The sequence below is a fragment of the Methylobacter tundripaludum genome, assembly GCF_002934365.1.
GTDB classification, from domain to species: domain Bacteria; phylum Pseudomonadota; class Gammaproteobacteria; order Methylococcales; family Methylomonadaceae; genus Methylobacter_A; species Methylobacter_A tundripaludum_A.
Genome location: NZ_PTIY01000019.1, coordinates 18,659 through 40,736, shown reverse-complemented (window position 1 = coordinate 40,736; position 22,078 = coordinate 18,659). Strand labels below are relative to the sequence as shown.

The 22,078-nt window shown below is 52.2% G+C and carries 29 protein-coding genes; 18 read left to right on the top strand and 11 right to left on the bottom strand.

The window, feature by feature from the left end; translation table 11 throughout:
* Positions 1–120: 120 nt before the first annotated feature.
* From B0F88_RS17215 to B0F88_RS17195, 5 genes are all read left to right on the top strand, one after another.
* Positions 121–405, top strand: coding sequence for a BrnT family toxin (locus tag B0F88_RS17215; protein WP_104425181.1), 285 nt, complete (start codon positions 121–123; stop codon positions 403–405).
* The gene (locus tag B0F88_RS17210) at positions 402–605 is read left to right on the top strand and encodes a hypothetical protein (protein ID WP_104425180.1); all 204 of its coding nucleotides are present in this window, start codon (positions 402–404) and stop codon (positions 603–605) included. The genes B0F88_RS17215 and B0F88_RS17210 overlap by 4 nt, the downstream gene beginning before the upstream one ends.
* A gap of 127 nt (positions 606–732) precedes the next feature.
* The gene (locus tag B0F88_RS17205) at positions 733–1,497 is read left to right on the top strand and encodes an exodeoxyribonuclease III (RefSeq protein ID WP_104425179.1); all 765 of its coding nucleotides are present in this window, start codon (positions 733–735) and stop codon (positions 1,495–1,497) included.
* A gap of 3 nt (positions 1,498–1,500) precedes the next feature.
* The gene (locus B0F88_RS17200) at positions 1,501–2,151 is read left to right on the top strand and encodes a uracil-DNA glycosylase family protein (protein WP_258076711.1); all 651 of its coding nucleotides are present in this window, start codon (positions 1,501–1,503) and stop codon (positions 2,149–2,151) included.
* A 122-nt stretch (positions 2,152–2,273) separates the two neighbouring features.
* The gene (locus tag B0F88_RS17195; RefSeq protein ID WP_258076710.1) at positions 2,274–3,551 is read left to right on the top strand and encodes an RNA polymerase sigma factor; all 1,278 of its coding nucleotides are present in this window, start codon (positions 2,274–2,276) and stop codon (positions 3,549–3,551) included.
* Between the two features lie 46 nt (positions 3,552–3,597).
* Here the strand turns inward: B0F88_RS17195 and pdxR are convergent, their stop codons facing one another.
* The gene (gene pdxR, locus B0F88_RS17190; RefSeq protein WP_104425178.1) at positions 3,598–5,055 is read right to left on the bottom strand and encodes a MocR-like pyridoxine biosynthesis transcription factor PdxR; all 1,458 of its coding nucleotides are present in this window, start codon (positions 5,053–5,055) and stop codon (positions 3,598–3,600) included.
* Between the two features lie 185 nt (positions 5,056–5,240).
* Here pdxR and B0F88_RS17185 point away from each other — a divergent pair, with 185 nt between their 5' ends.
* From B0F88_RS17185 to B0F88_RS17140, 10 genes are all read left to right on the top strand, one after another.
* A complete protein-coding gene (locus B0F88_RS17185) occupies positions 5,241–6,155 on the top strand; it encodes a haloalkane dehalogenase (protein WP_104425177.1) in 915 nt (304 codons plus the stop codon).
* 127 nt (positions 6,156–6,282) lie between these two features.
* On the top strand, positions 6,283–6,771 hold the full coding sequence (locus B0F88_RS17180; RefSeq protein WP_104425176.1) for a nuclear transport factor 2 family protein: 489 nt from the start codon (positions 6,283–6,285) through the stop codon (positions 6,769–6,771).
* A 90-nt stretch (positions 6,772–6,861) separates the two neighbouring features.
* Positions 6,862–7,215, top strand: a complete 354-nt coding sequence (locus B0F88_RS17175; RefSeq protein WP_104425175.1) for a TfoX/Sxy family protein — start codon at positions 6,862–6,864, stop codon at positions 7,213–7,215.
* 138 nt (positions 7,216–7,353) lie between these two features.
* Positions 7,354–7,740, top strand: a complete 387-nt coding sequence (locus tag B0F88_RS17170; RefSeq protein WP_104425174.1) for a YciI family protein — start codon at positions 7,354–7,356, stop codon at positions 7,738–7,740.
* A 130-nt stretch (positions 7,741–7,870) separates the two neighbouring features.
* Positions 7,871–8,347 (top strand): VOC family protein, encoded by a 477-nt coding sequence (locus B0F88_RS17165; RefSeq protein ID WP_104425173.1) that lies wholly within the window; start codon positions 7,871–7,873, stop codon positions 8,345–8,347.
* Positions 8,328–8,816: a VOC family protein gene (locus tag B0F88_RS17160; protein ID WP_258076709.1), complete on the top strand. Its 489-nt coding sequence runs from the start codon at positions 8,328–8,330 to the stop codon at positions 8,814–8,816. The genes B0F88_RS17165 and B0F88_RS17160 overlap by 20 nt, the downstream gene beginning before the upstream one ends.
* Positions 8,817–8,838: 22 nt before the next feature.
* The gene (locus B0F88_RS17155; protein WP_104425171.1) at positions 8,839–9,192 is read left to right on the top strand and encodes a YciI family protein; all 354 of its coding nucleotides are present in this window, start codon (positions 8,839–8,841) and stop codon (positions 9,190–9,192) included.
* Positions 9,193–9,211: 19 nt separating this feature from the next.
* Positions 9,212–9,739, top strand: coding sequence for an SRPBCC family protein (locus B0F88_RS17150; protein ID WP_104425170.1), 528 nt, complete (start codon positions 9,212–9,214; stop codon positions 9,737–9,739).
* Between the two features lie 33 nt (positions 9,740–9,772).
* Positions 9,773–10,156, top strand: a complete 384-nt coding sequence (locus B0F88_RS17145; protein WP_104425169.1) for a YciI family protein — start codon at positions 9,773–9,775, stop codon at positions 10,154–10,156.
* Positions 10,157–10,197: 41 nt separating this feature from the next.
* Positions 10,198–10,671, top strand: coding sequence for a VOC family protein (locus B0F88_RS17140; protein WP_104425168.1), 474 nt, complete (start codon positions 10,198–10,200; stop codon positions 10,669–10,671).
* Positions 10,672–11,039: 368 nt separating this feature from the next.
* On the opposite strand, the gene B0F88_RS17135 is transcribed toward B0F88_RS17140, so the two are convergent.
* From B0F88_RS17135 to nifH, 10 genes are all read right to left on the bottom strand, one after another.
* Positions 11,040–11,258 (bottom strand): Nif11-like leader peptide family natural product precursor, encoded by a 219-nt coding sequence (locus B0F88_RS17135; RefSeq protein WP_104425167.1) that lies wholly within the window; start codon positions 11,256–11,258, stop codon positions 11,040–11,042.
* Between the two features lie 60 nt (positions 11,259–11,318).
* The gene (locus B0F88_RS17130) at positions 11,319–12,281 is read right to left on the bottom strand and encodes a hypothetical protein (protein ID WP_104425166.1); all 963 of its coding nucleotides are present in this window, start codon (positions 12,279–12,281) and stop codon (positions 11,319–11,321) included.
* A gap of 10 nt (positions 12,282–12,291) precedes the next feature.
* On the bottom strand, positions 12,292–13,059 hold the full coding sequence (locus B0F88_RS17125; protein ID WP_104425165.1) for a 4Fe4S-binding leucine-rich repeat protein: 768 nt from the start codon (positions 13,057–13,059) through the stop codon (positions 12,292–12,294).
* Positions 13,060–13,073: 14 nt separating this feature from the next.
* A complete protein-coding gene (locus B0F88_RS17120; RefSeq protein WP_104425164.1) occupies positions 13,074–13,340 on the bottom strand; it encodes a DUF6129 family protein in 267 nt (88 codons plus the stop codon).
* Positions 13,337–14,032: a nitrogen fixation protein NifX gene (gene nifX, locus B0F88_RS17115; RefSeq protein WP_104425163.1), complete on the bottom strand. Its 696-nt coding sequence runs from the start codon at positions 14,030–14,032 to the stop codon at positions 13,337–13,339. Before nifX ends, B0F88_RS17120 begins: the two co-directional genes overlap by 4 nt.
* A 4-nt stretch (positions 14,033–14,036) precedes the next feature.
* Positions 14,037–14,237 carry a 4Fe-4S dicluster domain-containing protein gene (locus B0F88_RS17110; RefSeq protein WP_104425162.1) on the bottom strand — a complete coding sequence of 67 codons (201 nt, stop codon included), beginning with the start codon at positions 14,235–14,237 and terminating at the stop codon, positions 14,037–14,039.
* Positions 14,238–14,239: 2 nt separating this feature from the next.
* A complete protein-coding gene (gene nifT, locus B0F88_RS17105) occupies positions 14,240–14,464 on the bottom strand; it encodes a putative nitrogen fixation protein NifT (protein ID WP_104425161.1) in 225 nt (74 codons plus the stop codon).
* A gap of 291 nt (positions 14,465–14,755) precedes the next feature.
* Complete coding sequence (nifK, locus tag B0F88_RS17100; RefSeq protein ID WP_104425160.1) at positions 14,756–16,327, bottom strand: nitrogenase molybdenum-iron protein subunit beta; 1,572 nt, start codon at positions 16,325–16,327, stop codon at positions 14,756–14,758.
* A gap of 211 nt (positions 16,328–16,538) precedes the next feature.
* The gene (gene nifD / locus B0F88_RS17095) at positions 16,539–18,020 is read right to left on the bottom strand and encodes a nitrogenase molybdenum-iron protein alpha chain (protein ID WP_104425159.1); all 1,482 of its coding nucleotides are present in this window, start codon (positions 18,018–18,020) and stop codon (positions 16,539–16,541) included.
* Between the two features lie 101 nt (positions 18,021–18,121).
* Positions 18,122–19,003: a nitrogenase iron protein gene (nifH, locus tag B0F88_RS17090; RefSeq protein ID WP_104425158.1), complete on the bottom strand. Its 882-nt coding sequence runs from the start codon at positions 19,001–19,003 to the stop codon at positions 18,122–18,124.
* Between the two features lie 547 nt (positions 19,004–19,550).
* Between nifH and B0F88_RS17085 the strand changes: the two genes are divergently transcribed.
* The 3 genes from B0F88_RS17085 to B0F88_RS17075 are packed head-to-tail and all read left to right on the top strand — an operon-like array spanning position 19,551 to position 22,073.
* The gene (locus B0F88_RS17085) at positions 19,551–20,390 is read left to right on the top strand and encodes an SIR2 family protein (RefSeq protein WP_104425157.1); all 840 of its coding nucleotides are present in this window, start codon (positions 19,551–19,553) and stop codon (positions 20,388–20,390) included.
* A complete protein-coding gene (locus tag B0F88_RS17080) occupies positions 20,390–20,827 on the top strand; it encodes a hypothetical protein (protein WP_104425156.1) in 438 nt (145 codons plus the stop codon). Before B0F88_RS17085 ends, B0F88_RS17080 begins: the two co-directional genes overlap by 1 nt.
* 7 nt (positions 20,828–20,834) lie before the next feature.
* On the top strand, positions 20,835–22,073 hold the full coding sequence (locus B0F88_RS17075) for a (Fe-S)-binding protein (RefSeq protein ID WP_104425155.1): 1,239 nt from the start codon (positions 20,835–20,837) through the stop codon (positions 22,071–22,073).
* Positions 22,074–22,078 lie beyond the last annotated feature (5 nt).

The following is a 22,078-nucleotide window of genomic DNA, read 5'->3' as shown; positions in this document are numbered from 1 at the left end:
TCGTCTTTGGTCGGATTGAAAAAAGCGTGAAACTATATCAGCTAACCTTTTTCTTTTCCGATTAGTGCCGATTGCACTTATGAGTTGAATCTAAGCTTTTAAATCAAACTCAGGTCAGCAATGAAATTCACATGGGATGAAAACAAAAACCAGCTGAATATTCGTAAGCACGGCATTGATTTTGCCGATGCCGCTTATGTGTTTGCCGATCCTTTTGCTTTAAGCATACCGGACGATGAACATTCGGAAACGGAAGACCGTTGGCTGTTATTGGGCAAAAGTTTGAATGAACAAATGCTGTTAGTTGTTCATACCTTTCGATATGATGACGTTATTAGAATAATTTCCGCCAGAAAAGCAACGTCTACCGAGACAGCTACTTATATGAAGAGGCTTACAAAATGAAAGACGAATATGATTTTTCTAATGCCGAGCAAGGTAAATTTTATGTGCCTGTTGAGGACATTCAATTACCTATTTATTTAGATAAGGATGTTGTTCAGTACCTTAATGAAAAATGCCTGACTACACAGGGAAGTTTGCAATTATTAGTCAATGATTTATTGCGTAAAGACATTGAAATCGCCAAACGAGTGGCTTCGTAAAAATAGTCGGGAATGGTGTAATGGAATTGCACTTGTTATCCAGCTCAGTGACTTAAACTTTCTAAGTCACAACTCCCAGATTCACTATTAAAGCCTCAACTTCTAACCCATCTGAAGGAACCACCGCATGAAAATCATTTCCTGGAATGTCAACGGCGTTCGCGCTGTGCAAAGCAAGGGCTTTGCCGAAACGCTGGCGCTGCTCGATGCCGACTGCATTCTATTGCAGGAAACCAAGGCCCAGGCCGACCAGATCGACAAGGCGCTTGAGGGTATCGACGGCTACCGGATTTATTCCAACTGCGCCGAACGCAAGGGTTATTCCGGCGTGACGATCTTATCCCGGAAAGAGCCGCTGCAAGTTATCAGCGACATAGGCATTGTCGAACATGACCGGGAAGGCCGCGTGATCGTCGCCGAATTCGAGAATTTTTTTCTGTTGAATGTGTATGTGCCGAATTCGGGCGATGCCTTGGCCCGGCTGGATTACCGGCAAACTTGGGACCTCGAATTCCTGGCCTATTGTCAACAGCTGCAAAGCAAGAAGCCGCTAATCGCTTGCGGCGATTTTAATGTCGCGCACCGGGAAATCGATATTGCGCGCCCTAAGCCGAATTACAATAAATCGGCCGGTTACACCCAGGTCGAAATCGACGGTTTCAGCCGGTTTCTCGACGCCGGACTGGTCGATACTTTCCGGCATTTCCATCCCGACACCGTCGCGTACAGTTGGTGGAGTTTCCGCGCCGGCGCCAGGGCAAGAAACGTCGGCTGGCGGATCGATTATGTGTTGACCAGTGAAGCACTGGTCGGCAAAGTTAAGCAGGCATTTATTCTTCCTGAGATTCACGGATCGGATCATTGCCCGGTCGGCATCGAGATTGATCTTTAAGCGATGCCTATACGCGAACAACTGATGCGCGCCCACCGCGCCGCATTGTCGGATTGCAAAAAATGCCCCGAGATGATCGGCCCGGTCGTCAGCGGGAGCCCTGTACTATCGAAGATTTTACTGATCGGCCAAGCTCCCGGCGACAAAGAAGGCGGTTTCGGTAAACCGTTTGCCTGGACGGCCGGTAAAACGATGTTCAAATGGTTTGAGCGCATCGGGCTTGATGAGGAGACTTTCCGGCAGCGCGTCTACATGGCCGCCGTGTGCCGCTGCTTTCCGGGCAAGAACCCCAAGGGCGGAGATCGTGTGCCGAGTCCGGCCGAGATCGGTAACTGCGCGGGCTGGCTGCAAGCGGAAGTCGATTTGCTTAAGCCCGAGCTGATCCTGCCGGTCGGCAAACTGGCGATCAGCCAATTGATGCCGGTCAAAAAGCTAAACGATGTGATCGGTAAGCTTCATCCCGTCACTTTCCACGGCCACCGTACAGAAGCGATCCCGTTGCCGCATCCGTCCGGTGCGTCGACTTGGCACCGGACCGAAGCGGGCCTCGCTCTGCTTGAATCGGCATTGACTATCCTGCAACAGCATCCGTCCTGGCAACACATTTGCCAAATCTCCGCAAACGCCGCCGGATTGTCGAGCAGCCGTCCGTAGAAGCCGGCGTCTTCGCCGCCCGCAACCGGATATTGGCGCGAACGGGCTATCGCTCGACTTGCGGCCGGCATGCGCTATCATGAATTGAATATGACCTTACCCGCTTATCTTGGAGAACGGACGTGAAGACCAATCAGCAGCAACCGAAATCGTCTCCACTGAGCGAGAATGCCGTGCGCGAGACGCTGAATGCTCTCTACAGCTTCGACTCGCGCCACATCTTTGCCACGCTGATCCGCCTGCTTGGCGATTTTGATATCGCCGAGGAAGCGCTGCACGAGGCTTTCAGGATTGCGCTGGAGCAATGGCCTCGTGACGGCGTGCCGGCCAATCCCAAGGCCTGGCTGGTATCGACCGGCCGCTTCAAGGCAGTCGACGGCATCCGCCGACGCGCCCGGTTTGATGTTCTGGAAGACGCAGATGCGCTGGCCGATCCTTCAAGCGAAGATGCAGAAGCCTGGGATGATGAATGCCTCGAGGATGACAGCCTGCGGCTGATTTTCACCTGCTGCCACCCGGCCCTGCCGCCTGACGCGCAGGTGGCGCTGACGTTGCGCGAGGTGTGCGGCCTCGCGACGGAAGAGATTGCGCGTGCATTCCTCACGCCCGCTGCGACGCTGGCCCAGCGTATCGTGCGAGCCAAGGCGAAGATACGCGACGCGCGCATTCCCTATCAGGTACCTGGGCACGCCGAGTTGCCGGACCGGCTGGAAGCGGTACTGCGGGTAATTTATCTGGTGTTCAACGAAGGATACTCCGCCTCATCCGGTCCGTTGTTGACCCGGCACGACCTGTCGGAAGAGGCTATCCGCTTGGGAAGGCTGCTGGTCGAACTGCTGCCGGAGCCCGAAGCGCAGGGTTTGCTGGCGCTGATGCTGCTCCAGGAATCCCGCCGCGCTGCACGCAGTTCTCCGAGCGGTGAGCTGATCCTGCTGGATGACCAGGATCGCGCACTGTGGAACAGGGAACAGATCGCGGAAGGGTCGGCGCTGGTGGAACGGGCGTTGTTGTCGCAGCGGTTCGGCCTCTACACCTTGCAAGCCGCAATCGCGGCTGTGCATGCCAATGCGATGGATGCCGCCGCCACGGACTGGGCGCAAATCGCCGCCCTCTACGAGATACTGATGCGAGCCGATTCGTCGCCGGTGATCGAACTGAACCGAGCCGTGGCGGTGGCGATGCGGGACGGGCCAGCCGCCGGGCTTGATCTCGTCGACGCGATTCTCGGGCGCGGCAATCTCGCGGATTACCACTTGGCGCACGCGGTGCGGGCGGATCTGTGCCGGCGTCTGGGGAAAACGACGGAAGCCCGGGCCGCTTACGAACAGGCTCTCGTCTTGGCTCGCCAGGAGCCGGAGCGGCGCTTTCTCGAGCGCAGACTGCGCGAACTGCGGGATTGAGATAGGGATTGCCGTTATGGGCGGTGAATCGCGGAAATTCTACCCCTCATCCGATACCATTCATCGTTTGAGCCAACTGGCAAATGGCCGCATCAATCTGGGCTGCTCGGATCATGCCATACCCCAGCATTAAGCCGTTTGGTGCTGGATTCTCGTTAGCATAACGATCCAGAGAATGTAACCGGACACCATCAACGGCCGCGCGTGCAACCAGATCGTTTGCCTGCAGCGGGAGTGCCAGTTCCGCAGCAAGGTGTAGGCCAACATCGGCGCCTATCGGACGTAATCTGTCGCCGCAATGTCGGGACAAGGCCTGTAGCAGGATCGTGCGGCGCTCGGCATAGATTTTGTGCATCTTGCGGACGTGGCGGGCCAGATGTCCTTCCTCGATAAAAGCTGTCAGGGTATCTTGCGTGAGCACCGCGCAATGCCAGTCGGTGTAAGTTTTGGCCGCAATCAGCGCGCGGCGCGCCCAAGGCGGCGCGACCACAAAGCCGAGACGCAAAGCGGGAAACAGGCTTTTGGAAAAAGTACCGACATAAAACACCGATTCGTTACGATCCAGGGTTTGCAAGGCATCGAGAGGCCGACCGTTGAAGCGGAATTCGCCATCATAGTCATCCTCAATCACCACAGCGCCACGGCTCTGGGCAAAGTCCAGCAAGGCGGCCCGGCGCCTCGCCGATAGCGTAACGCCAAGCGGACTCTGGTGCGAAGGCGTGACGTAGATCACCCGGGTATCGTCCGGCAAGCGTTCGACCATCATCCCCTCGCTATCAACCGGGATGGAAACAATTCTGGCGCGGGCCGCGGCAAACGCTGCCCGTACCGGCGGATAGCCGGGCTCCTCGACGGCGAATAGCGTTTGGCCCGGTGTTACCAGTATCCGGGCCAGTAAGTCGACGGCCTGTTGCGCTCCGGCCGTCACCACCACATTCTCCGCCAGACAGGAAACCGCCCGGGAGTAGGAAATATGCTTGGTGATCGCCGCACGTAACGCTTCCCGTCCTTCCGGCTCTGCATAAGAGGCGGGCGCTTTCGACAGCGACCGCAAGGCTCTGGCCGATAATCGCCGCCAGACATGGAACGGGAATGCTGTCTTGTCGGGAAGCCCCTCCCTCAAATCGTAACGGCACGAATCAAGCCTGCTCGTAGAAAAAAGCGGCCGCGGATCGCGCCAGAATTCGTTCAGACGCGTATCGGGCAATGCGTCATTAACGGGCGACCTTAACCGTGATTGCAGCGAGGAAATGTTTGCCACATAGGTTCCAGAGCCCGGGCGAACCAGCAGGTAACCCTCGCTCAATAATAGGTCGTAGGCTGCCAATACGGTATTGCGCGATATTCCCAACGTCGCCGCCAACGTGCGCGTCGAGGGTAGGCGTAACTCCGCCTGCAAGCGGCCGTCGAGGATGGCTTCTCTCAGTTGACGATGCAGGCTACGAAGCAGATCGCCAGTTCCTTGCGGCGGCAGGGTGATTGCCAAATCGAAAAGTGGTTCCATGGTTTTTAAGAATTGTGGATCTTTTAATGTATCACTATCTTCCGTATTCTTCCAGCATATGCTGGGGCATTTGGGATGAGGTTAGGACGGATGTGGAATAGGATTGCGGGTCAGCGCTGACTGTTGCGGTAAATGGCAACCCGAATTAAACGATTTATTCAGAAAACACACAAAGGAGCTTTGAAATGTCCGAATCGCAATTTTCCAGTACAGACAATCATCCACGCAAACGCATACCGGTACTCGATACCGAGATCAGCTACGTCGATGTCGGCGTCGGCGAGCCTATCGTTTTCCTGCACGGTAATCCCACATCCTCTTATCTCTGGCGTAATATCATTCCGTTTCTCGCCAGGCACGGCCGCTGCCTTGCGCCGGATTTAGTGGGGATGGGCCAATCCGGCGCGTCGCCCAATGAGGCCTATCGGTTCACGGATCATGCGCGCTATCTCGATGCCTGGTTTGCGGCTTTGGGTCTGACGGAAAATGTCGTATTGGTACTGCACGACTGGGGCTCGGCTTTGGGCTTTTACTGGGCATACCGTCATCCGGGGCAAATTCGAGCCATCGCTTACATGGAGGCTCTGGTTCAACCCAGAAAATGGGAGGATTTTCCCCCTGGCCGCGACACCCTGTTTCGCGCATTTCGTTCCGAAAAGGGCGATAAAATGGTGCTGGCTGACAACTTTTTCGTGGAAACCGTGCTGCCGAAGAGTATTCTTCGAACGCTATCCGACCAGGAAATGGAAGCCTATCGCGCGCCGTTCAAATCGCCTGCGGCGCGGCTGCCGACGCTGATCTGGCCGCGAGAATTGCCGATTGACGGAGCGCCTGCTGATGTCGCCGAAATCGTCGAGAGCTATGGTCAGTGGCTGTCCAAGAGTTCGATCCCAAAATTGCTTGTCTCCGCCGAACCGGGCGCATTGCTGACCGACCGCGCTCTTGAGTTTTGCCGTACCTGGCCGAACCAGCAGGAAGTTTCCGTCAAGGGGATTCATTATATTCAGGAAGATTCGCCAGTCGAAATCGGTACGGCGCTACAAAAGTTCGTGCTTGGGCTTGCTAGCAGTGAAAATATTTGCCACCCAACTAAACTGTAGCGTTAAATGTCTAAAGACTGACCACTCCAAACCAAGAACACTTGATAAGGGGCAACTTGTACAAACAGTGTCCGCCGACTCATCCATCGCAGGCGGATGCAGCCAGCATTTCAACAAAGGAGTTAAAATGTCGCAAGAAAACATAATTATGGTCGGGAAGATTTATGCTGCATTCGCAATGGGAGACGTTCAAACGGTGTTCGCTTCGTTTGCTCCTGAAATTGAATGGCAGGCTGCAGAAAACTCGCCAGCGGCAAAGGGTAGCCCTTACCACGGTCTGGACGAGGTGCGCGAAGGGGTATTCATGCTTATCGGCAATGAGTTCCCCGGCCTCGAAATGAGACTGGACGAACTGCTCGATGCCGGCGATAAAGTCGTCGCACTAGGAGCGTACATCGGCAGCCGCAAATCGACTGGAAAACCCTTTCTGGCTCAGTTCGCCCATATTTGGACCATCGCAGCAGGCAAAGTGGCGAAATTCCAACACTATACGGATACTTACCAATTTGCTGAAACCGCAAAAATAGCCGATGGGAGAACATGTTGGCGTCGCCATAGGCGCGCCGAACCCATCAATTACTGGATCTGCACAAACCGGCAGGCCGCATATTTTTGAGCGCTAGAATTGAATATCGATGAACACTATTCCTCGGATTGGTAATTCCGCTGAACTTGTCAGCATTTATACCCGGAGGCCCTGCCACATATGACTGAGTTTGTTGAATATCTCCATGAAGTTTTCGATTTCTTCGGGCCTATCACCGCCCGAAAGATGTTCGGCGGGTATGGTATCTATCACAATGGATTGATGTTCGGCCTTGTGTCCGGCGACACGCTCTACCTGAAGGCGGATGCTGAGAACGCCAACCACTTTGAGAAAAATGGGTTTGGCAAGTTTGAGTACAAGAAGGGTGATAAGGTCATGAAGATGTCCTACTACCTGGCGCCAGCTGAGATCATGGAAGACCGCGAACAGGCCGCAATTTGGGCGCGTCGTTCATATGAAGCTGCATGTCGTACACAAAGCGCGAAGAAGAAAAAACCGGGTAAATATGTATGAGGTAATTCATTCCAGAGAACCGCTTTCGGCACCTTCCGGATAGAATTTTAGCTCGCCCGGTGCCGGGCATGTCGAAATCGCCCATTCCCGAACGACTATCCGATGCGAACAGTTTTTTACTAACTGGAGGAGTTGACCATGAAATACCTATGCCTGATTTGTGCCGAAACCGTAATGGAGCAGATGACAGAAGCCGTTGCAAAGAAGCACTTCGAAGAATACTCGGAATTTACCCAAGCCATCAGGGATAGCGGCCACTACCTCGGCTGTAACCGGCTGCTGCCCTCCAGTGCCGCGATTACGCTGCGGGTGCGAAACGGCAAGGTCTCGATGACCGACGGCCCTTTCGCGGAAACCAAGGAACAGTTCGGCGGCTACTACCTGATCGAGGCCCGGGACCTGAACGAGGCAATACAAGTGGCTTCGCGAATCCCTGGGGCTAAGCACGGCTGCGTCGAAGTGAGGCCGGTTGCGGAGGATGAACAAACGCTGCAGGCGCTCGGATTTGCCGATGCCTCGTGTTAGCGCGAAAATATTGGCAGCGAGAGTCTTGGTAAAAAAAATTGGCGGGAATGTCGATTACGGCATCTGCCATTCGACTAACGGTGCGGGGCAATATTTTTTAATCACTCAACCCTAAAACAGGAGAATAATCATGACCACGAAAATCAAACCCATACCCGACGGTTGCCACACGTTAACCGCCTACCTGGTCGTCCAGGGTGCGGCCGATGCGCTTGACTTCTACCAAAAAGCCTTCGGCGCTACCGAGCTGTTCCGTCTTAATGCCCCCGGCGGAAAAATAGCCCACGCCGAATTCAAAATCGGCGATTCAATCTTCATGCTCTCGGACGAAAATCCGCAGTGCACCGATGTTTCGCCTAAAACACTGGGCGGAACGCCGGTCAAACTGCATCTTTATGTCACCGATACCGACGCTGTCTTTGACGCTGCGATCAAGGCGGGTGCTACGGAAACCATGCAACCCGCCAACCAATTCTGGGGCGATCGCATGGGTGCGGTGACCGATCCATTCGGCCATCACTGGCTGATTGCCACGCATGTCGAAGATGTCGAGCCGAATGAACTGCAAGGCAGAATGGAGGCTTTCTTTGCAGCGCATCGGGTTTGAGGCTACTGGCGTCCCACTTGCCGATATTTCATCTTTCAATCAATTTTTAACAGGAGCCAATATGGCTGCTCAAATTTTCGTAAATCTGCCGGTAAAAAACCTCAACCAGTCTGTGGCGTTTTTTATCAAACTCGGCTATGTATTCAATCCGCAATTTACCGACGAGACTGCCGCTTGCATGATTGTCAGCGATGACATTTTCGTCATGCTGTTGACCGAGGACAAGTTCAAGACTTTCACGCCCAAAGCAATTTGTGATGCCACGAAAAGCACAGAGGTGCTGGTGTGCCTGTCTTCCGAGAGCCGTGAAACAGTCGATGAAATGGTGCGCAAGGCCGTCGCCGCCGGTGGAACCACTTATAACGAGCCGCAAGACCATGGCTCCATGTATGGGCATGGGTTTCAGGATCTGGATGGTCATATATGGGAATTGGTCTACATGGAGCCGGGCGCAACATGCCAGGGCTAACAATGCAACCGCGGAGATACTAATGAAATATATGCTGTTGATTTACCATGAGGAACATGTGCTGGACGAGGCCGAGCGTGAAGAATGTTACGTCGAGTCCACCCAGCTTGCGCATCAGCTCAAAGCTAACGGCCAGTTTCTGGCCGCCAGCCCGTTGCAACCCGCCGCAATGGCGACCAGCGTCCGGGTGCGCGAGGGCAAACGCTTTGTGACCGACGGCCCGTTCGCGGAAACCCGCGAACAACTGGGCGGCTACTTTCTTGTCGACGCCAAGGATCTTGACGAGGCGATAGCCATAGCCGAGCGGATTCCGATGGCGCGCAAAGGCACCGTCGAAGTTAGGCCGGTGATCGAGATTGCCGGCTTGCCGATTTAATACTTTACAGGAGAAACCAATGATCAAGACCATAATCATCGTATTGGCCGTGCTACTTGTCGCAGTGCTGATCTATGCCGCGACCCAACCCGATACTTTCCGTGTCCAGCGCTCGATCAGCGTCGAGGCGTCGCCGGAAACGATTTTTCCGCTGATCAACGATCTGCACATCATGCAGACCTGGTCGGCCTGGGAAAAAGTAGACCCCGATATGAAGAGAGCATACAGCGGCGCGGCCAGCGGCCCGGGCGCAGTGTATGAATGGGAGGGCAACAAGGAGATCGGTCAGGGGCGCATGGCGATTATCGAGTCAGCGCCGTCCAGGATTATGATCAAGATGGATTTCATCAAACCTTTCGCAGCCCAGAACACTTTGGAGTTCACGCTGCAAGCCGACGGCGGATCGACACGGGTCACGCAGACGATTTTCGGCCCTAGCCCCTACCTCTCGAAATTGATGGGACTTGTGTGCAGCATGGACAAGATGATCGGCGGGAAGTTCGAGGAAAGCCTGGCCGGGTTGAAGGCTGTTGCCGAAAAGCAGTGACGGTTCCGAGCCGGAACAAACCGTGAGGAAGCTGTGAAATACTTATGTTTGGGTTACTTCGATCCAGAGAAAATGGATGCCCGTCCCAAGGCCGAAACCGATGCTGTCATGCGCGAATGTCAGCCCCACCTGGAGGAACTCTACAGGAGCGGCCAAGTGATCGTTGATGCCGGTCTCACCTTGGAGACCAAATGTTTGCGGCGCGTGGACGGGAAAGTGAGGATCACCGACGGCCCTTTTATTGAAACCAGGGAGATGATAGGCAGCGCATTCCTCATAGAAGCACAGGACATGGAGGAAGCGATCCGGGTGGCTTCCCTGCATCCGACCACGCAAGTGAGTGGGGGTGAGCAGTTTGGCTGGGGCATTGAAATCCGCCCTATCCACTACTTCGAGATGAGTGAACCGAAGATCTAGTTCTAGTTGCTTATTTAAATTAAATTCAGGAGTAAACCCTTATGCAAAAAATCACCCCGTTCCTGTGGTTCGATAACCAAGCCGAAGAGGCGATGAATTTTTATGTTTCTATTTTTAAGAACTCGAAGGTCTTGAGCGTCAATCGTTATGGCGATGCCGGGCCGGGACCGAAGGGCTCGGTGATGACGGCGAGTTTCGAACTTGATGGGCAAGTATTCACGGCGCTTAATGGTGGCCCGGTGTACAGGTTCTCGCCCGCCATTTCGTTTGTCGTACACTGCGAAACGCAAGCAGAGGTGGACGAATATTGGGAGAAGCTTTCCGAAGGCGGGAAAGAAAACCAATGCGCTTGGCTGGACGACAAATTTGGCGTGTCCTGGCAGATTGTTCCCAACGTCCTCATTGAATTATTGAGCGACCCTGATCCAATCAAATCGGGAAGGGTAATGCAGGCCATGCTGCAAATGAAGAAAATCGACATCGAAAAGCTAAAGCAGGCTTATGAGCAACGATAAAACAGGAAGGCATACGCTACTCTGCGTTCCTAGCTTTCGACGGGGGTTGAAGAAAGAGGCTCCTGCACCTTCGGCAACGTGCGGCATCCCTGCCGCACTCCTTACGGGCTATTCCCGCCGAGAGCTCCGGTACTCGGCGCGGCATACGGGATTGAATTCGTACCGCCGGCTGGTTTTCTTCGCTCCAACTGAACGATTGTTCGTTTCCACGCTCTACGTATCTTTATACGCAAGCAGCGGGAGTGCAAGCTTTGCTTGCGCTTGCAGGCGAAGCCTGCACTCCAGCGCGTTGGTGCTGACGAAAGGAAGCTCAACAATTCGGAATAGCAAATGTTGGGGTTCGTACCTCACCGCCAACCTACAAAGACTCAAACCCTCAATAAAGCCTTAGCCATTTTTTCAGAAAGTTGCTCTTCGACGAATTGCGGTTCGTTGGGTGGATAGAGTTCCACTTCATCCAGCTCGAAATTGTATTCTTTGCCTAATGCAATCAGTTCTCTGATTTTTTGTACCGCTAACAGCTTTTCCTTTAATTCAGGATCGGATTTAGCCTGTTCAGAGAAAGCTTTAATTTGTGCAATTGACATTGTGTTTACTCCTTTTGTTGAAAATGACTGCAATGCAGTTGATGAAAAATCCAGTGTTCGCTATACGCTGTAAGGCGTATCAATCCAGTCTTTAAGGACTGCGACATCGCGTTCGGGCAAGTAAGAAAAATCCCCGCTGACATCCTTAAAAACCGCTACGCCGCTGTGCGGGGAAACCAGCTTGCCTTTAACCATATAAAAGAACCAGGCAAACGGATAACCGGCCTGACGATCGAAACGGGTCAGCAGGTTATGCAGCGGGGTGCCTTTTTTACCGCTAATGTCTTCCAGTTGCGGCAGGTTTTTTTGTTGGGTGTTGATCAGTTCAACGTTGATTATTTGTTCTCCGAAGCGCCCGGTATGCCTGAACGGCCGGACAATCCAGTCGTTGGAAAGCGCGGCTTTTTGCTGGGCGCTGCTCCGGTTCCAGTCATCCATGAATCGTTGCACCGGATGCTCTGTGATGTGGTATTTATTGATTTCGTCCATGAAAACCGGCACGTCAGTTTTACGTCGATAAGAATAACGCGACGTTCCAATGCAGAATGTTTCTACGCATTCCGGCTCCAGTGGATCAATAAATTCTTCTAAATCTTCCGGCGGATTGTGTTCGCCGACCAGCAACCGGTCCGAGGACTCATGGGTTTTATCGATGTCGATCTGGACGAACTGTTCCGCTTTACTGCCGGTTTGAACGACAAAATGCAGGGTGTTACCGGTTTGCCGCGTGGCGATCAGCTTGTGTTCCCGTGCATGCTCAATCAGGGTTTGCAGGTTCTTGCCGCATTCGATATAGGTCCGCTCGGTCCATTCGACTAAATTATTGGCGATACGGTTGCCGTCCATATCGACAATGCCGCCCAGCCGGTACCATTCTTCGCCTGTTTTGGCTAATCGGATCGGATAGCCGGGATTCAGTGATTGGAGCTTCGATAATAATAATTCATCGTCCGGGTCGGGCAGGGTGTGCTTACAGATTTTGGCAAGCTGTTGCCCATCGAGTTGAAAAGGTTGATCAGTCATACGCTGTTTCCTATTTCTCGTTCCCATGTGTCGCATGGGCAATGCTTGTTAATCGATCCTGAGCCGCCGCCCTGACATCCGGCTCGGGATCGTCAAGCAGACTGACTAATGCGTCGGGCGCAACGCGCTGGGCCGCGGTATAACGCACGACCCAGTCGGAATCGTTCAGCATGATAACGGCGTCATCCGGGTTCATGCGTTCGGCAACAATGCGTCTGACTTCCGGCGCATTGTCATGGGCCATCAGACCTAAGCTGACTTCGGGCAAACGCTCGGCAACAATCTTGCGCACTTGCAGGTCCTCGTCGCGAATAAACCGGAACAGGCGTCCTTCCGGCAGCCTTTTGGCTATCGTCAGCCTGACGATATAGTCTTTATCGCCGGCCATCTTTTCCAGGTCTTCGGGCGCAAGGCGGTCCGCTACGGTCATGCGCACCTCCCTGTCGGCGTCGTCGATTAACAGGTGCAGCTGGGACTGAGGTATGCGATAAGCGACGGCGCGCCTGACCACTTCATCTTCATCAGCGATCATCTCAGTCAGCGCCTTTTGCGGCGCGTAGCGGGCCGCAATGGCGCGTCTTTCCCAAAACCTGTCGTGCAGATAGTGCTCGGCAAAGCCTGGGTTAACGCGAAAAAAGCGGTCGATCTGCCGCCCGCTTTCTACGAATACGCAGGTATCGCCGGGCATGCAGCGGCCCATCAGCAGGGTTTTGCCGCGAAATGGACACAGGCTGCAATCGGCAATAGGAACGCTGACAGGGTTTTCATGATCGGACATGCAATCAATTCCGTTCAGTCAGGGATGATTTCTGCAACGACAATGCCCGTTGCAACCTCATAATCATTGGTCAGGCACAGACAGTGTTCCCGGCCGTCGATTAAATAAAGATTGAAGTCTTTATGCTCGATGATCGGCGTATTATTGGGCAGATCGTCGTCCATGCAGTAGGTGAAATGGATCGGCTGATATTGCTGTCTTAGCACCGAAACCGTGGCTTCATCGACACCCATTGTTTCGATTTTCGCCGCGATCGCGTTGACTTGCTCGGTAGTAATCATCCTGTCGCTTCCCTTTCAAAATGAAACCGGTCACTGGCTTCAACACCCATGACTTTAGCCAGCCAGGGCGGCGGTGTGCCGGCAATAACGGTTTGCAGTTGCTTGATGATGTCGGCAATGGTTTCAATGCCGGGCAGCTTCATCGGATGGATACCCAGTTTGACGATCTTTGCCGCCGCAGGGCCTCCTACCGAGGCAATATAAAGTACTTGGCAATCCTGAATCAGTTCAGCCCTGAAGGCGTTTTTATCATCCACTTCCAAACCATCCGGTATATCAGGGTTGCGGATGTCGATTAACCGGGCTTCATCGGCTGAAACCTGATAGATCAGGAATTGACTGCAAGAACCGAAATGGCCGTCAACGTTAATGCCGTCATTACTGGCACAGGCGATACGAACGGAGCCGGGCATATCGCCGTCGGTATAGGCTTGTCGTTCGGGAGCATTAAGACCGGATTTAAGAATGCTTAAGGCATGGGTCAATAAAGGCTCGTCGACATCGGCAAACTCTCCCGCTTTTGCGCTCTTGAGAGCATTAAGATCAATGCCGGCAATCTTTTGTTCGGTGAGGGGAAGGCCGATGCAATCAGTCAACACTGAAAGCAGGCGTTTGGCGTCGGTATCGGGCAGAGCGCGAGCCGCCAGCCCGATACGTAAAGCCAGTTCTCGTGAGATAGCCTGGCTGTTCATCTGTTTATGCCTCTAAAGGCAAAATGCAATTATCGACCGGGCAAACCTTGACGCACTGCGGTACGTCAAAATCACCTTCGCACTCGGTGCAGGTTTTTGCATCGATTTTAAAGACAATTTTACCCTCGGTGATCGAGTTGGTCGGACACACGGGTTCGCAGTCGCCGCATGAAATGCAATCCGCTTCAACAATATATAAGGCCATGATTATTCTCCTGAATCTAAACGTTTTGCGCGCAAGGTAATGGGGAAATCCGGCTGTTCGTCCATCGGTTCGAAATAATATCTTGAACCGTCGCTGAGCAGGACTTCGCCGCCCCATTTATCGGGGCTGTCGAATTCAATGGATTCGGCCACTTCTTCCAAATCTTTCTTGGGAACGTAGAAGACCAATTTGTCTTCTGCATTTTTTTTCAACATGACACTAGGCATTGAGTTCTCCGGTTACACGCATTTAAGGGTGCGGGCGATTATGGTCGCCCTCATACACATCAATTTAAGGATATTAATTCACCACGAAGGCACGAAGGACACGAAGAAACCAAAGTAGGTCTTTGTGCGTTTCCAGCGGTTGCCCTGCTCGAAATATTTCCTTCTCGTTACCACGCGCTACGTGGGAAATTTATATACATTGATGCACCACCACGAAAACACGAAGTTCACGAAGAACCAAAAGTAAAACCTTCGTGTCCTTCGTGCCTTCGTGGTGAAGTCTTTTCTAACTTAACGAATTAAATCGTAGTTATAGTCAGTTGTACCCATACCTTTGGTTTCTTTATCCAGTTGCTCCAGCACCGCATTAACCAGGGTTGTCAGCATATAAATAGCGCCTTCATAACCCATAGTCGTCATTCTGTGCAGGTGATGCCTGTCAAAGATCGGGAAACCGATGCGTATCAACGGCACTTCAAACTCTTCGCCCTTATAGAAAGTATCGCGCTGGATGAACTTGCCGTAAGAGTTGCCGATCATGAAGTCCGGTTTGTTGGTGAAGACCAATGAACGGAAATGCCACAAATCCCTGCCGATATGAACTTCGGTTTTTTGTCCGTAAGGCGAATCTTTGAGCATTTTGTCCATGGCTTTTTTCCAACGCTTGTTGGCATGGTTGCACAACACGTCAGTCGGTTCTGCACCTACTTCGAGCAGGAACTTGGTCATGCCCATCACGAAATCCGCATCGCCGTATAAGGAGAACTTCTTGCCGTGCAGCCATGCGTGCGAGTCGGTCATCATATCAACCAAACGGCCGCGTTCCAGTTCCAACGAAGCAGGGATCGGTTTGCCGGTCAGTTCGGAGATTTTCATCAGGAATGCATCGGTCCATTCCAGGCCCATCGGGATATTGATGGCTGTAGCGGGTTGATGCCAGATCGTATCGACAAACTTTTTGGTTTTCTCCAACTGCCAGGGTTGCAGCAACAGAGTATCTATCGCATTGGGCGCGTCTTTAACTTCAGCCTGGGTAGTGCCGCCTGCATACATGCGGAAAGTGCCGTCGGCAGGCGTATCCAAAACTTCGGAAGGATCGCTCAGTAATGTGTAATCAACACCCATTTCCTTCATCATGCGGTGCATGACGCGGAAGTTGCCCAGATAGGTTTCAAAGCCCGGAACCAGGTTGATCTTGCCGTTTGAACCGACTTTCTTGTCGGCCATGTGATTCAGGGTGAAATAACGCAACATGCCTTCGAACATATTGTCCCAGCCGGTGGTGTGGCTACCGACAAAGCTTGGCGTATGGGCGAAAGGCGTTGGAAACTCCTGTTCGATATGTCCGGCTTTTTTGGCGTTATTGATGAAGGCGTTTAAGTCGTCACCGATAACCTCGGCCATACAGGTTGTCGATACGGCAATGATGTCAGGCTTATACAAGGCTTTGGCGTTTTCAAGGCCCGCCATCATGTTTTTCTGACCACCAAATACCGCCGCATCTTCGGTCATCGAGTCTGAAACGCAGGCAACAGGTTCTTTGAAATGACGGTTGAAATAGGTACGGAAATAAGCGACGCAGCCTTGCGAGCCATGGACATAAGGCATGGTTTTTTCGAAACCCAGCGCACAAAGCACGGCGCCTAAGGGTTGGCAGGCTTTAGCCGGGTTTACGGTTAACGCTTCACGGTTAAAATTGAGTTCTTGGTATTCCTTAGTGGTGGTCCACTGAAATACTTCGTCAATTTTTTCCTGGGGGTGACGCTCTTCATAAGCTTCACGTTTGTTTGCCAGGCTTTCCTTGTATTCATCGTTACGGAATAAAGGATAACTCGGTTGTATGTTTTCGACTTCTTGACTCATGATAATCTCCTACGCGCCACTAATCTGTGGACGACGGTTGAAGGAAAAATATTGTATTTGGGTGGGCATTTACATAATTACTAAGAGTAAAAGCCCCTTCTCCCTCAGGGAGAAGGTTGGGATGAGGGGATATAAATAATTTTTTCCTCATTTAATTTCCCCTCACCCAACCCTCTCCCTCTGGAGAGGGCTTTTTGCCCCCTACACAAAATTAAGCGCTTGCAGCGACTGCTACGTCTGAACTCTCAGCTGTTTTCCAAGGTGCTTTCACCTGTTTCCAGCAAGGATTATTCAGTGTCATGTCCATATCGCGGGCGAAGATGGCAAAGCCGTCATAACCGTGATAAGGGCCGGAATAATCCCAGGAATGCATTTGCCGGAACGGAATGCCCATTTTTTGGAAAATGTACTTTTCCTTGATGCCGGAACCGATCAGGTCAGGCTGGACTTTCTTGACGAACTCTTCAAATTCATAGCCGGTCACGTCGTCATAAATCAACGTCGCATTGCCCATTTCTTTGATTGTGCGGTCGTAGTCGTCGTTGTGACCGAATTCATAACCGGTACCGACCACTTCCATGCCCAAATCCTCATACGCACCGATCACATGACGCGGACGCAAGCCGCCGACATACAACATCACGCGTTTGCCTTGCAGACGCGGTTTGTATTTGGCGATAACCGCATCGTACTCAGCCTGATATTTGGCGATAACTTTTTCAGCGCCCGCTTGAATCGTTTCATCGAATAATGCGGCAATCTTGCGTAGCGATTCGGCAATTTTGGTGGGGCCGAAGAAGTTGTACTCGATCCAGGGGATTTTGTATTTTTCTTCCATGTGCCGCGCAATGTAGTTCATCGAGCGGTAGCAATGGATCAAATTCAATTTCACCTTGGGCGTTTTTTCCATTTCCGCAATGGTACCGTCGCCGGACCATTGAGCAACGACACGCAAGCCCATTTCTTCGAGCAAAGTACGCGAAGCCCAGGCATCGCCGCCGATGTTGTAATCGCCGATCACCGCGACATCATAAGGTGTTGTGGCAAAGCTTTCGTCGCCGTCACGGTTTTCCAATACCCAGTCGCGAATCGCATCGTTAGCGATGTGATGGCCCAGCGATTGGGAAACGCCGCGAAAACCTTCGCAACGAACCGGCACCACAGGTTTGTTGATTTCCTTGTTGGCTTTTTTGGCGACCGCTTCAATATCGTCCCCAATCAAACCGATCGGGCATTCCGATTGAATACTGATGCCTTTGTTCAATGGAAACAATTCTTCGATTTCAGTCATGATTTTGGCCAGCTTTTTATCGCCGCCGAAAACAATGTCTTTCTCCTGAAAGTCGGAAGTAAAGTTCATCGTGCCGAAGGTATTGATGCCGGTGGTGCCGACATAATAGTTGCGGCGACCGGCGCGCGAGTACTGTCCGCAACCGACCGGGCCGTGCGAGATATGAATCATATCTTTAATCGGACCCCAAACCACGCCCTTGGAACCCGCGTAAGCGCAACCGCGAATGGTCATTACGCCGGGCTGGGATTTACGGTTTGAAGTAATACATTTATTCGATTTTTCCAAAGACTGATCGTTAACTGCCAAATGCTTAGCGCGATCTTTCCTTGCTTGTTCGGGATAGACTTCCAGCACTTCTTGAATAAGCGCTTCGGTCTCTTCTTTTGTTAGAGCAGCCATGAGTATCTCCTACTTGTGCCGTGGGTAATCCCCCAACAGACAGGTTTTAGGATGGGAATCCGTAGAGACGCGATTTATCGCGTCTCTACGTTGGTCATTTATTAAGCGGTTGCTTCAGCGGCCGCAGTTACACCGATAATCGATTCGTCTTCCTGGTCGATAATGCCGAATTCCATCATCAATTCTTCCAGCTCGTCCATCGTGATGGGCGTAGGGATGATAAAGTTCTTGTTATCGCGAATTTTCATAGCCAATTGACGGTATTCGTCGGCTTGTTTGGCTTGTGGTTCGTATTCGATAACGGTCATACGACGAATTTCAGCGCGTTGTACAACGTTGTCGCGCGGTACAAAGTGAATCATTGTGGTGCCGATTTTTGCAGCCAAGGCTGAGATCAATTCATCTTCACGCGCAGTTTCGCGTGAGTTACAAATCAAACCGGCCAAACGCACACTGCCTGAGTTGGCGTATTTCACAATACCCTTGGCAATGTTATTGGCGGCATACATCGCCATCATTTCGCCCGAGCAGACGATGTAAATTTCTTGCGCCTTGTTTTCACGGATTGGCATGGCAAAACCACCACACACAACATCCCCAAGTACATCATAAAAAACGAAGTCAAGTTCATCGTCATAAGCACCTTCTTCTTCAAGGAAGTTAATCGCTGTAATTACACCGCGACCCGCACAACCGACGCCGGGCTCTGGACCGCCTGATTCGACGCATTTGATGCCGCCGTATCCGACTTTCAATACATCTTCGAGTTCTAAATCTTCAACGCTACCCGCTTCGGCAGCCAAACTCATAATGGTGGTTTGGGCTTTTGCATGAAGGATTAAACGGGTAGAGTCGGCTTTTGGATCGCAACCGACGATCATTACTTTGTTGCCTAATTCTGCCAGCGCAGAAACCAGGTTTTGAGTTGTAGTGGACTTGCCGATTCCACCTTTACCGTATATTGCACATTGACGTAATGCCATGATCTTCTCCTCTTATTAGGACGTTGTTGTTGATGACATTAGGGATAAAGCAAGGGGTGTGCCATAAGCTAAAATATAGATTATCCTATTGAATTATATTGGTTATTTTTATTGTTTGTTAGCGTAGACAGCGTTGTGTTTCAAACATTTTGTTATGTTCTGTAGGCTTAGTAACAGTGCGGTTATTCGACGTTGCTCGAAAATATTCGTTCACCACGAAGACGCGAAGGACACGAAGTTTTATCATTGCAGTTTATGAGGTTCCTGCGTTGGACTCGGCAGTGACAGAGCGCGGGCCGATGTCGTTTAAAGTTGCAGCGGCTATTCTATAGATAGGCAAGTGTAATGAAGATTTTGTGCTTGTAGAGGGGGTTAATTAATAGAGGGTTGTTACAAACACTACAAAATACCAGCAGTGCCTCTTTAATGAATATGTCTTTCAAGTTTATTTAAATCAATTACTTATATTGTTTATAAGAAACCGTTGGAAACTGGATTAAATATTGCTTAAGTACAAGGATACATGTACTTAATAATGGAGTTTGCAATGTCTTCTACTGATTTTTCTGAAATACTGGATGGGTTGTACGATAACAAAGTCGTACCTTACTTGGGGCCGGGCGCACTTTTCGATGCAACCAATAAGCAAACCGGAGCACCGATGCCTGCCGACAGCAACAGCCTGATTTTGGCTATGAATAACGGCAATCCGATGGCGCCCAAGCTGATGTATGAGTTTCCCAGGGCGGCGATGAATCAGGAGCTAAAAAGAGGCAGGAATTTTCTGGGCCAGTTTCTGACCAAGCTTTATGGCGAGACCGAATATACGCGTGCAGCCGTACATGATTGGCTGGCGGAATGGCGGCCTGCGTATGTCATCGACATAAACAGGGACACCCAATTGCAGGATACCTATTCCGATGAAGAGCATACGCTGATTGTCGGGGTCGCAAGAATCAGCGCCAGCCAGTTCCGCTTTAAAATCTATCACTTCGACGGCAGCGATTATTTCGAAATACCCCAGGAACAGGTCGATCATAGATTTCCCATTTTATTTAAACCGATGGGTACGCCCAGGCCGGAAGCCAACTATATCGCTTCCGATGCCGATTATGTCGATTACATCACCGAGTTAATGGGAGGCTTTGCGATCCCCGATTTCCTTAAAGAGTACCGCAAGGGCAAACAATACCTGTTTATAGGCGTGCCGCTGAACAGGGACTCGGAACGCATGGTGATGAGCGACATCGTTTATGGTGCGGCAGAGAAAAAAGGGTGGGTCTTAAACAAGAACCCGACCGATAAAGAAATACGCTATTGTAAAAAAATAGGTCTGGAAATCCTGGATGTGGATGTTGAAGAACTACTGGCTACCGTGCTTGTCTAATGAACCAGTCCGACACATTCGCCAATCACCGTCTGCTGCTTTACTACAAAGGCGACATCAGCGCCTTGATTCTGTTCGCCCAGCACGGCAACGGCAGCGTCTGCTTTCCAGAGCCGCTGCCTGCGTTGTCCAGCGCACTGGAGCCTGAAGAGTTTAAGCCTAGCAAAGTCAGTACGCATCCGGCCGTGCTGGTCAACGCGATCAACCGGCTGCTGCAACTGGACAACGACCTGCTGCGCGTCGAACCGGAATTTAGCGAACAAATCGACGCTCCCGGCGGCATTATCACCGTCCACATGGCGCGCTTCATGCTGCTCGACCCGCCGCACAAACTGATGCAAAGCCGGGATTGCCGGATGAGAACCTTGCCGGAACTGCGCGGCAGGCCGCCTGCGGAAATGGAGCTGTTGCGCCGCGCCTATACCAAGGTAATGTAGGTTTTAGATGTTTGACTTCATGGACATGGGCTACGATGAGCCCGGCGAGCCAATAGCATCGGGGCCGTATATACCGGATGGCGGGGAGTGCATGCGTTGCGGCGTTTGCGTAAGCAGTTGCCCGACCTTTCGATTGTTCAAGATCGATCAAGAAACCCCACGCCGACGCATCCGCACGATCAGCAAAATTCTGGTTGAAAACCTGCCGATCAGCGCCGAGGAGCGCATGCATCTGGATAACTGCGTACAATGCCGGGCCTGCGAAACCGTTTGCCCAAGCCGGATGGCTTACGGACAGTTATTCGATCAGGCTCAGGCCGGGCTAAAGATTAATCCGGGTTGGTTGGCGAAACTGGCGTTCGGCTTGATTGAACGTAAGCGTTGGCGGACGCGGCTAATGCCGTTGCTTGCGGTCTATCTGAAATCGGGCCTGCAAAAACCGTTGCGAAGCACCGGCTTGCTGAAGAAACTGCATTTGGCGGATGCCGAAGCCTTGATGGCTAAACCGGCATTGCAGGCATTGGCTGTTTCTTATCCTGCCGACGGCGCGAAACGCGGCAGGGTCGCACTGTTCACCGGTTGTATCGCCGAACATTTCGACCGCGAGACCTTGCAGGCGGCGATCAAGCTGCTTAACGCGATAGGCTACGAGGTGCTGGTGCCGCCGAAGCAAGGCTGCTGCGGGGCGATACACCAGCACAACGGCCAGTCCGCCGCCGGGTTGATGGACAACAATATCCGTGTTTTCAACGCGCTGGACGTCGACGCCGTGCTGCACACGGCTACCGGTTGCGGGGCAATGTTAAGCGAGTATCAAACTGATGATGAAGCGGGACAGCTGTTCCGGCAGCGCCTGTACGACATCAGCGATTTTTTGCTGAAACACTGGCCGGACGATCTGCAACTGACCACATCCGAGCTGAAAGTCGTAGTACACGAGCCATGCAGCCAGCGCAACGTCCTTAAAAACCAGCAAGCCGTTTATGCGCTGCTGCAAAAAATCCCCGGCCTCAGCATAGCCCCGTTGCCCGATAACTCCATCTGCTGCGGGGCGGGCGGCAGCTACATGCTGACTCATCCGGGCAATGCCGTACAGCTGCGGGCTTTAAAACAGCAAGCCATCACCGCTGCCTCGGCGGATGTTGTCGTCAGCGGTAATTTTGGTTGCGCGGTTTTTCTCAGCACCAATCAGGGCAGGGTAGAGCATCCTTTACAGCTGTTGGCCCGGCAGTTGCCGGTCACGTAGTGATG

What these genes read in the sequence shown, in the direction of transcription:
- B0F88_RS17215 (WP_104425181.1), top strand. Translation starts at nt 121, where the DNA reads ATGAAATTCACATGGGATGAAAACAAAAACCAGCTGAATATTCGTAAG.
- B0F88_RS17210 (WP_104425180.1), top strand. Translation starts at nt 402, where the DNA reads ATGAAAGACGAATATGATTTTTCTAATGCCGAGCAAGGTAAATTTTAT.
- B0F88_RS17205 (WP_104425179.1), top strand. Translation starts at nt 733, where the DNA reads ATGAAAATCATTTCCTGGAATGTCAACGGCGTTCGCGCTGTGCAAAGC.
- B0F88_RS17200 (WP_258076711.1), top strand. Translation starts at nt 1,501, where the DNA reads ATGCCTATACGCGAACAACTGATGCGCGCCCACCGCGCCGCATTGTCG.
- pdxR (WP_104425178.1), bottom strand. Translation starts at nt 5,055, where the DNA reads ATGGAACCACTTTTCGATTTGGCAATCACCCTGCCGCCGCAAGGAACT.
- B0F88_RS17185 (WP_104425177.1), top strand. Translation starts at nt 5,241, where the DNA reads ATGTCCGAATCGCAATTTTCCAGTACAGACAATCATCCACGCAAACGC.
- B0F88_RS17180 (WP_104425176.1), top strand. Translation starts at nt 6,283, where the DNA reads ATGTCGCAAGAAAACATAATTATGGTCGGGAAGATTTATGCTGCATTC.
- B0F88_RS17175 (WP_104425175.1), top strand. Translation starts at nt 6,862, where the DNA reads ATGACTGAGTTTGTTGAATATCTCCATGAAGTTTTCGATTTCTTCGGG.
- B0F88_RS17170 (WP_104425174.1), top strand. Translation starts at nt 7,354, where the DNA reads ATGAAATACCTATGCCTGATTTGTGCCGAAACCGTAATGGAGCAGATG.
- B0F88_RS17165 (WP_104425173.1), top strand. Translation starts at nt 7,871, where the DNA reads ATGACCACGAAAATCAAACCCATACCCGACGGTTGCCACACGTTAACC.
- B0F88_RS17155 (WP_104425171.1), top strand. Translation starts at nt 8,839, where the DNA reads ATGAAATATATGCTGTTGATTTACCATGAGGAACATGTGCTGGACGAG.
- B0F88_RS17150 (WP_104425170.1), top strand. Translation starts at nt 9,212, where the DNA reads ATGATCAAGACCATAATCATCGTATTGGCCGTGCTACTTGTCGCAGTG.
- B0F88_RS17140 (WP_104425168.1), top strand. Translation starts at nt 10,198, where the DNA reads ATGCAAAAAATCACCCCGTTCCTGTGGTTCGATAACCAAGCCGAAGAG.
- B0F88_RS17135 (WP_104425167.1), bottom strand. Translation starts at nt 11,258, where the DNA reads ATGTCAATTGCACAAATTAAAGCTTTCTCTGAACAGGCTAAATCCGAT.
- B0F88_RS17130 (WP_104425166.1), bottom strand. Translation starts at nt 12,281, where the DNA reads ATGACTGATCAACCTTTTCAACTCGATGGGCAACAGCTTGCCAAAATC.
- B0F88_RS17125 (WP_104425165.1), bottom strand. Translation starts at nt 13,059, where the DNA reads ATGTCCGATCATGAAAACCCTGTCAGCGTTCCTATTGCCGATTGCAGC.
- B0F88_RS17120 (WP_104425164.1), bottom strand. Translation starts at nt 13,340, where the DNA reads ATGATTACTACCGAGCAAGTCAACGCGATCGCGGCGAAAATCGAAACA.
- nifX (WP_104425163.1), bottom strand. Translation starts at nt 14,032, where the DNA reads ATGAACAGCCAGGCTATCTCACGAGAACTGGCTTTACGTATCGGGCTG.
- B0F88_RS17110 (WP_104425162.1), bottom strand. Translation starts at nt 14,237, where the DNA reads ATGGCCTTATATATTGTTGAAGCGGATTGCATTTCATGCGGCGACTGC.
- nifT (WP_104425161.1), bottom strand. Translation starts at nt 14,464, where the DNA reads ATGCCTAGTGTCATGTTGAAAAAAAATGCAGAAGACAAATTGGTCTTC.
- nifK (WP_104425160.1), bottom strand. Translation starts at nt 16,327, where the DNA reads ATGAGTCAAGAAGTCGAAAACATACAACCGAGTTATCCTTTATTCCGT.
- nifD (WP_104425159.1), bottom strand. Translation starts at nt 18,020, where the DNA reads ATGGCTGCTCTAACAAAAGAAGAGACCGAAGCGCTTATTCAAGAAGTG.
- nifH (WP_104425158.1), bottom strand. Translation starts at nt 19,003, where the DNA reads ATGGCATTACGTCAATGTGCAATATACGGTAAAGGTGGAATCGGCAAG.
- B0F88_RS17085 (WP_104425157.1), top strand. Translation starts at nt 19,551, where the DNA reads ATGTCTTCTACTGATTTTTCTGAAATACTGGATGGGTTGTACGATAAC.
- B0F88_RS17080 (WP_104425156.1), top strand. Translation starts at nt 20,390, where the DNA reads ATGAACCAGTCCGACACATTCGCCAATCACCGTCTGCTGCTTTACTAC.
- B0F88_RS17075 (WP_104425155.1), top strand. Translation starts at nt 20,835, where the DNA reads ATGTTTGACTTCATGGACATGGGCTACGATGAGCCCGGCGAGCCAATA.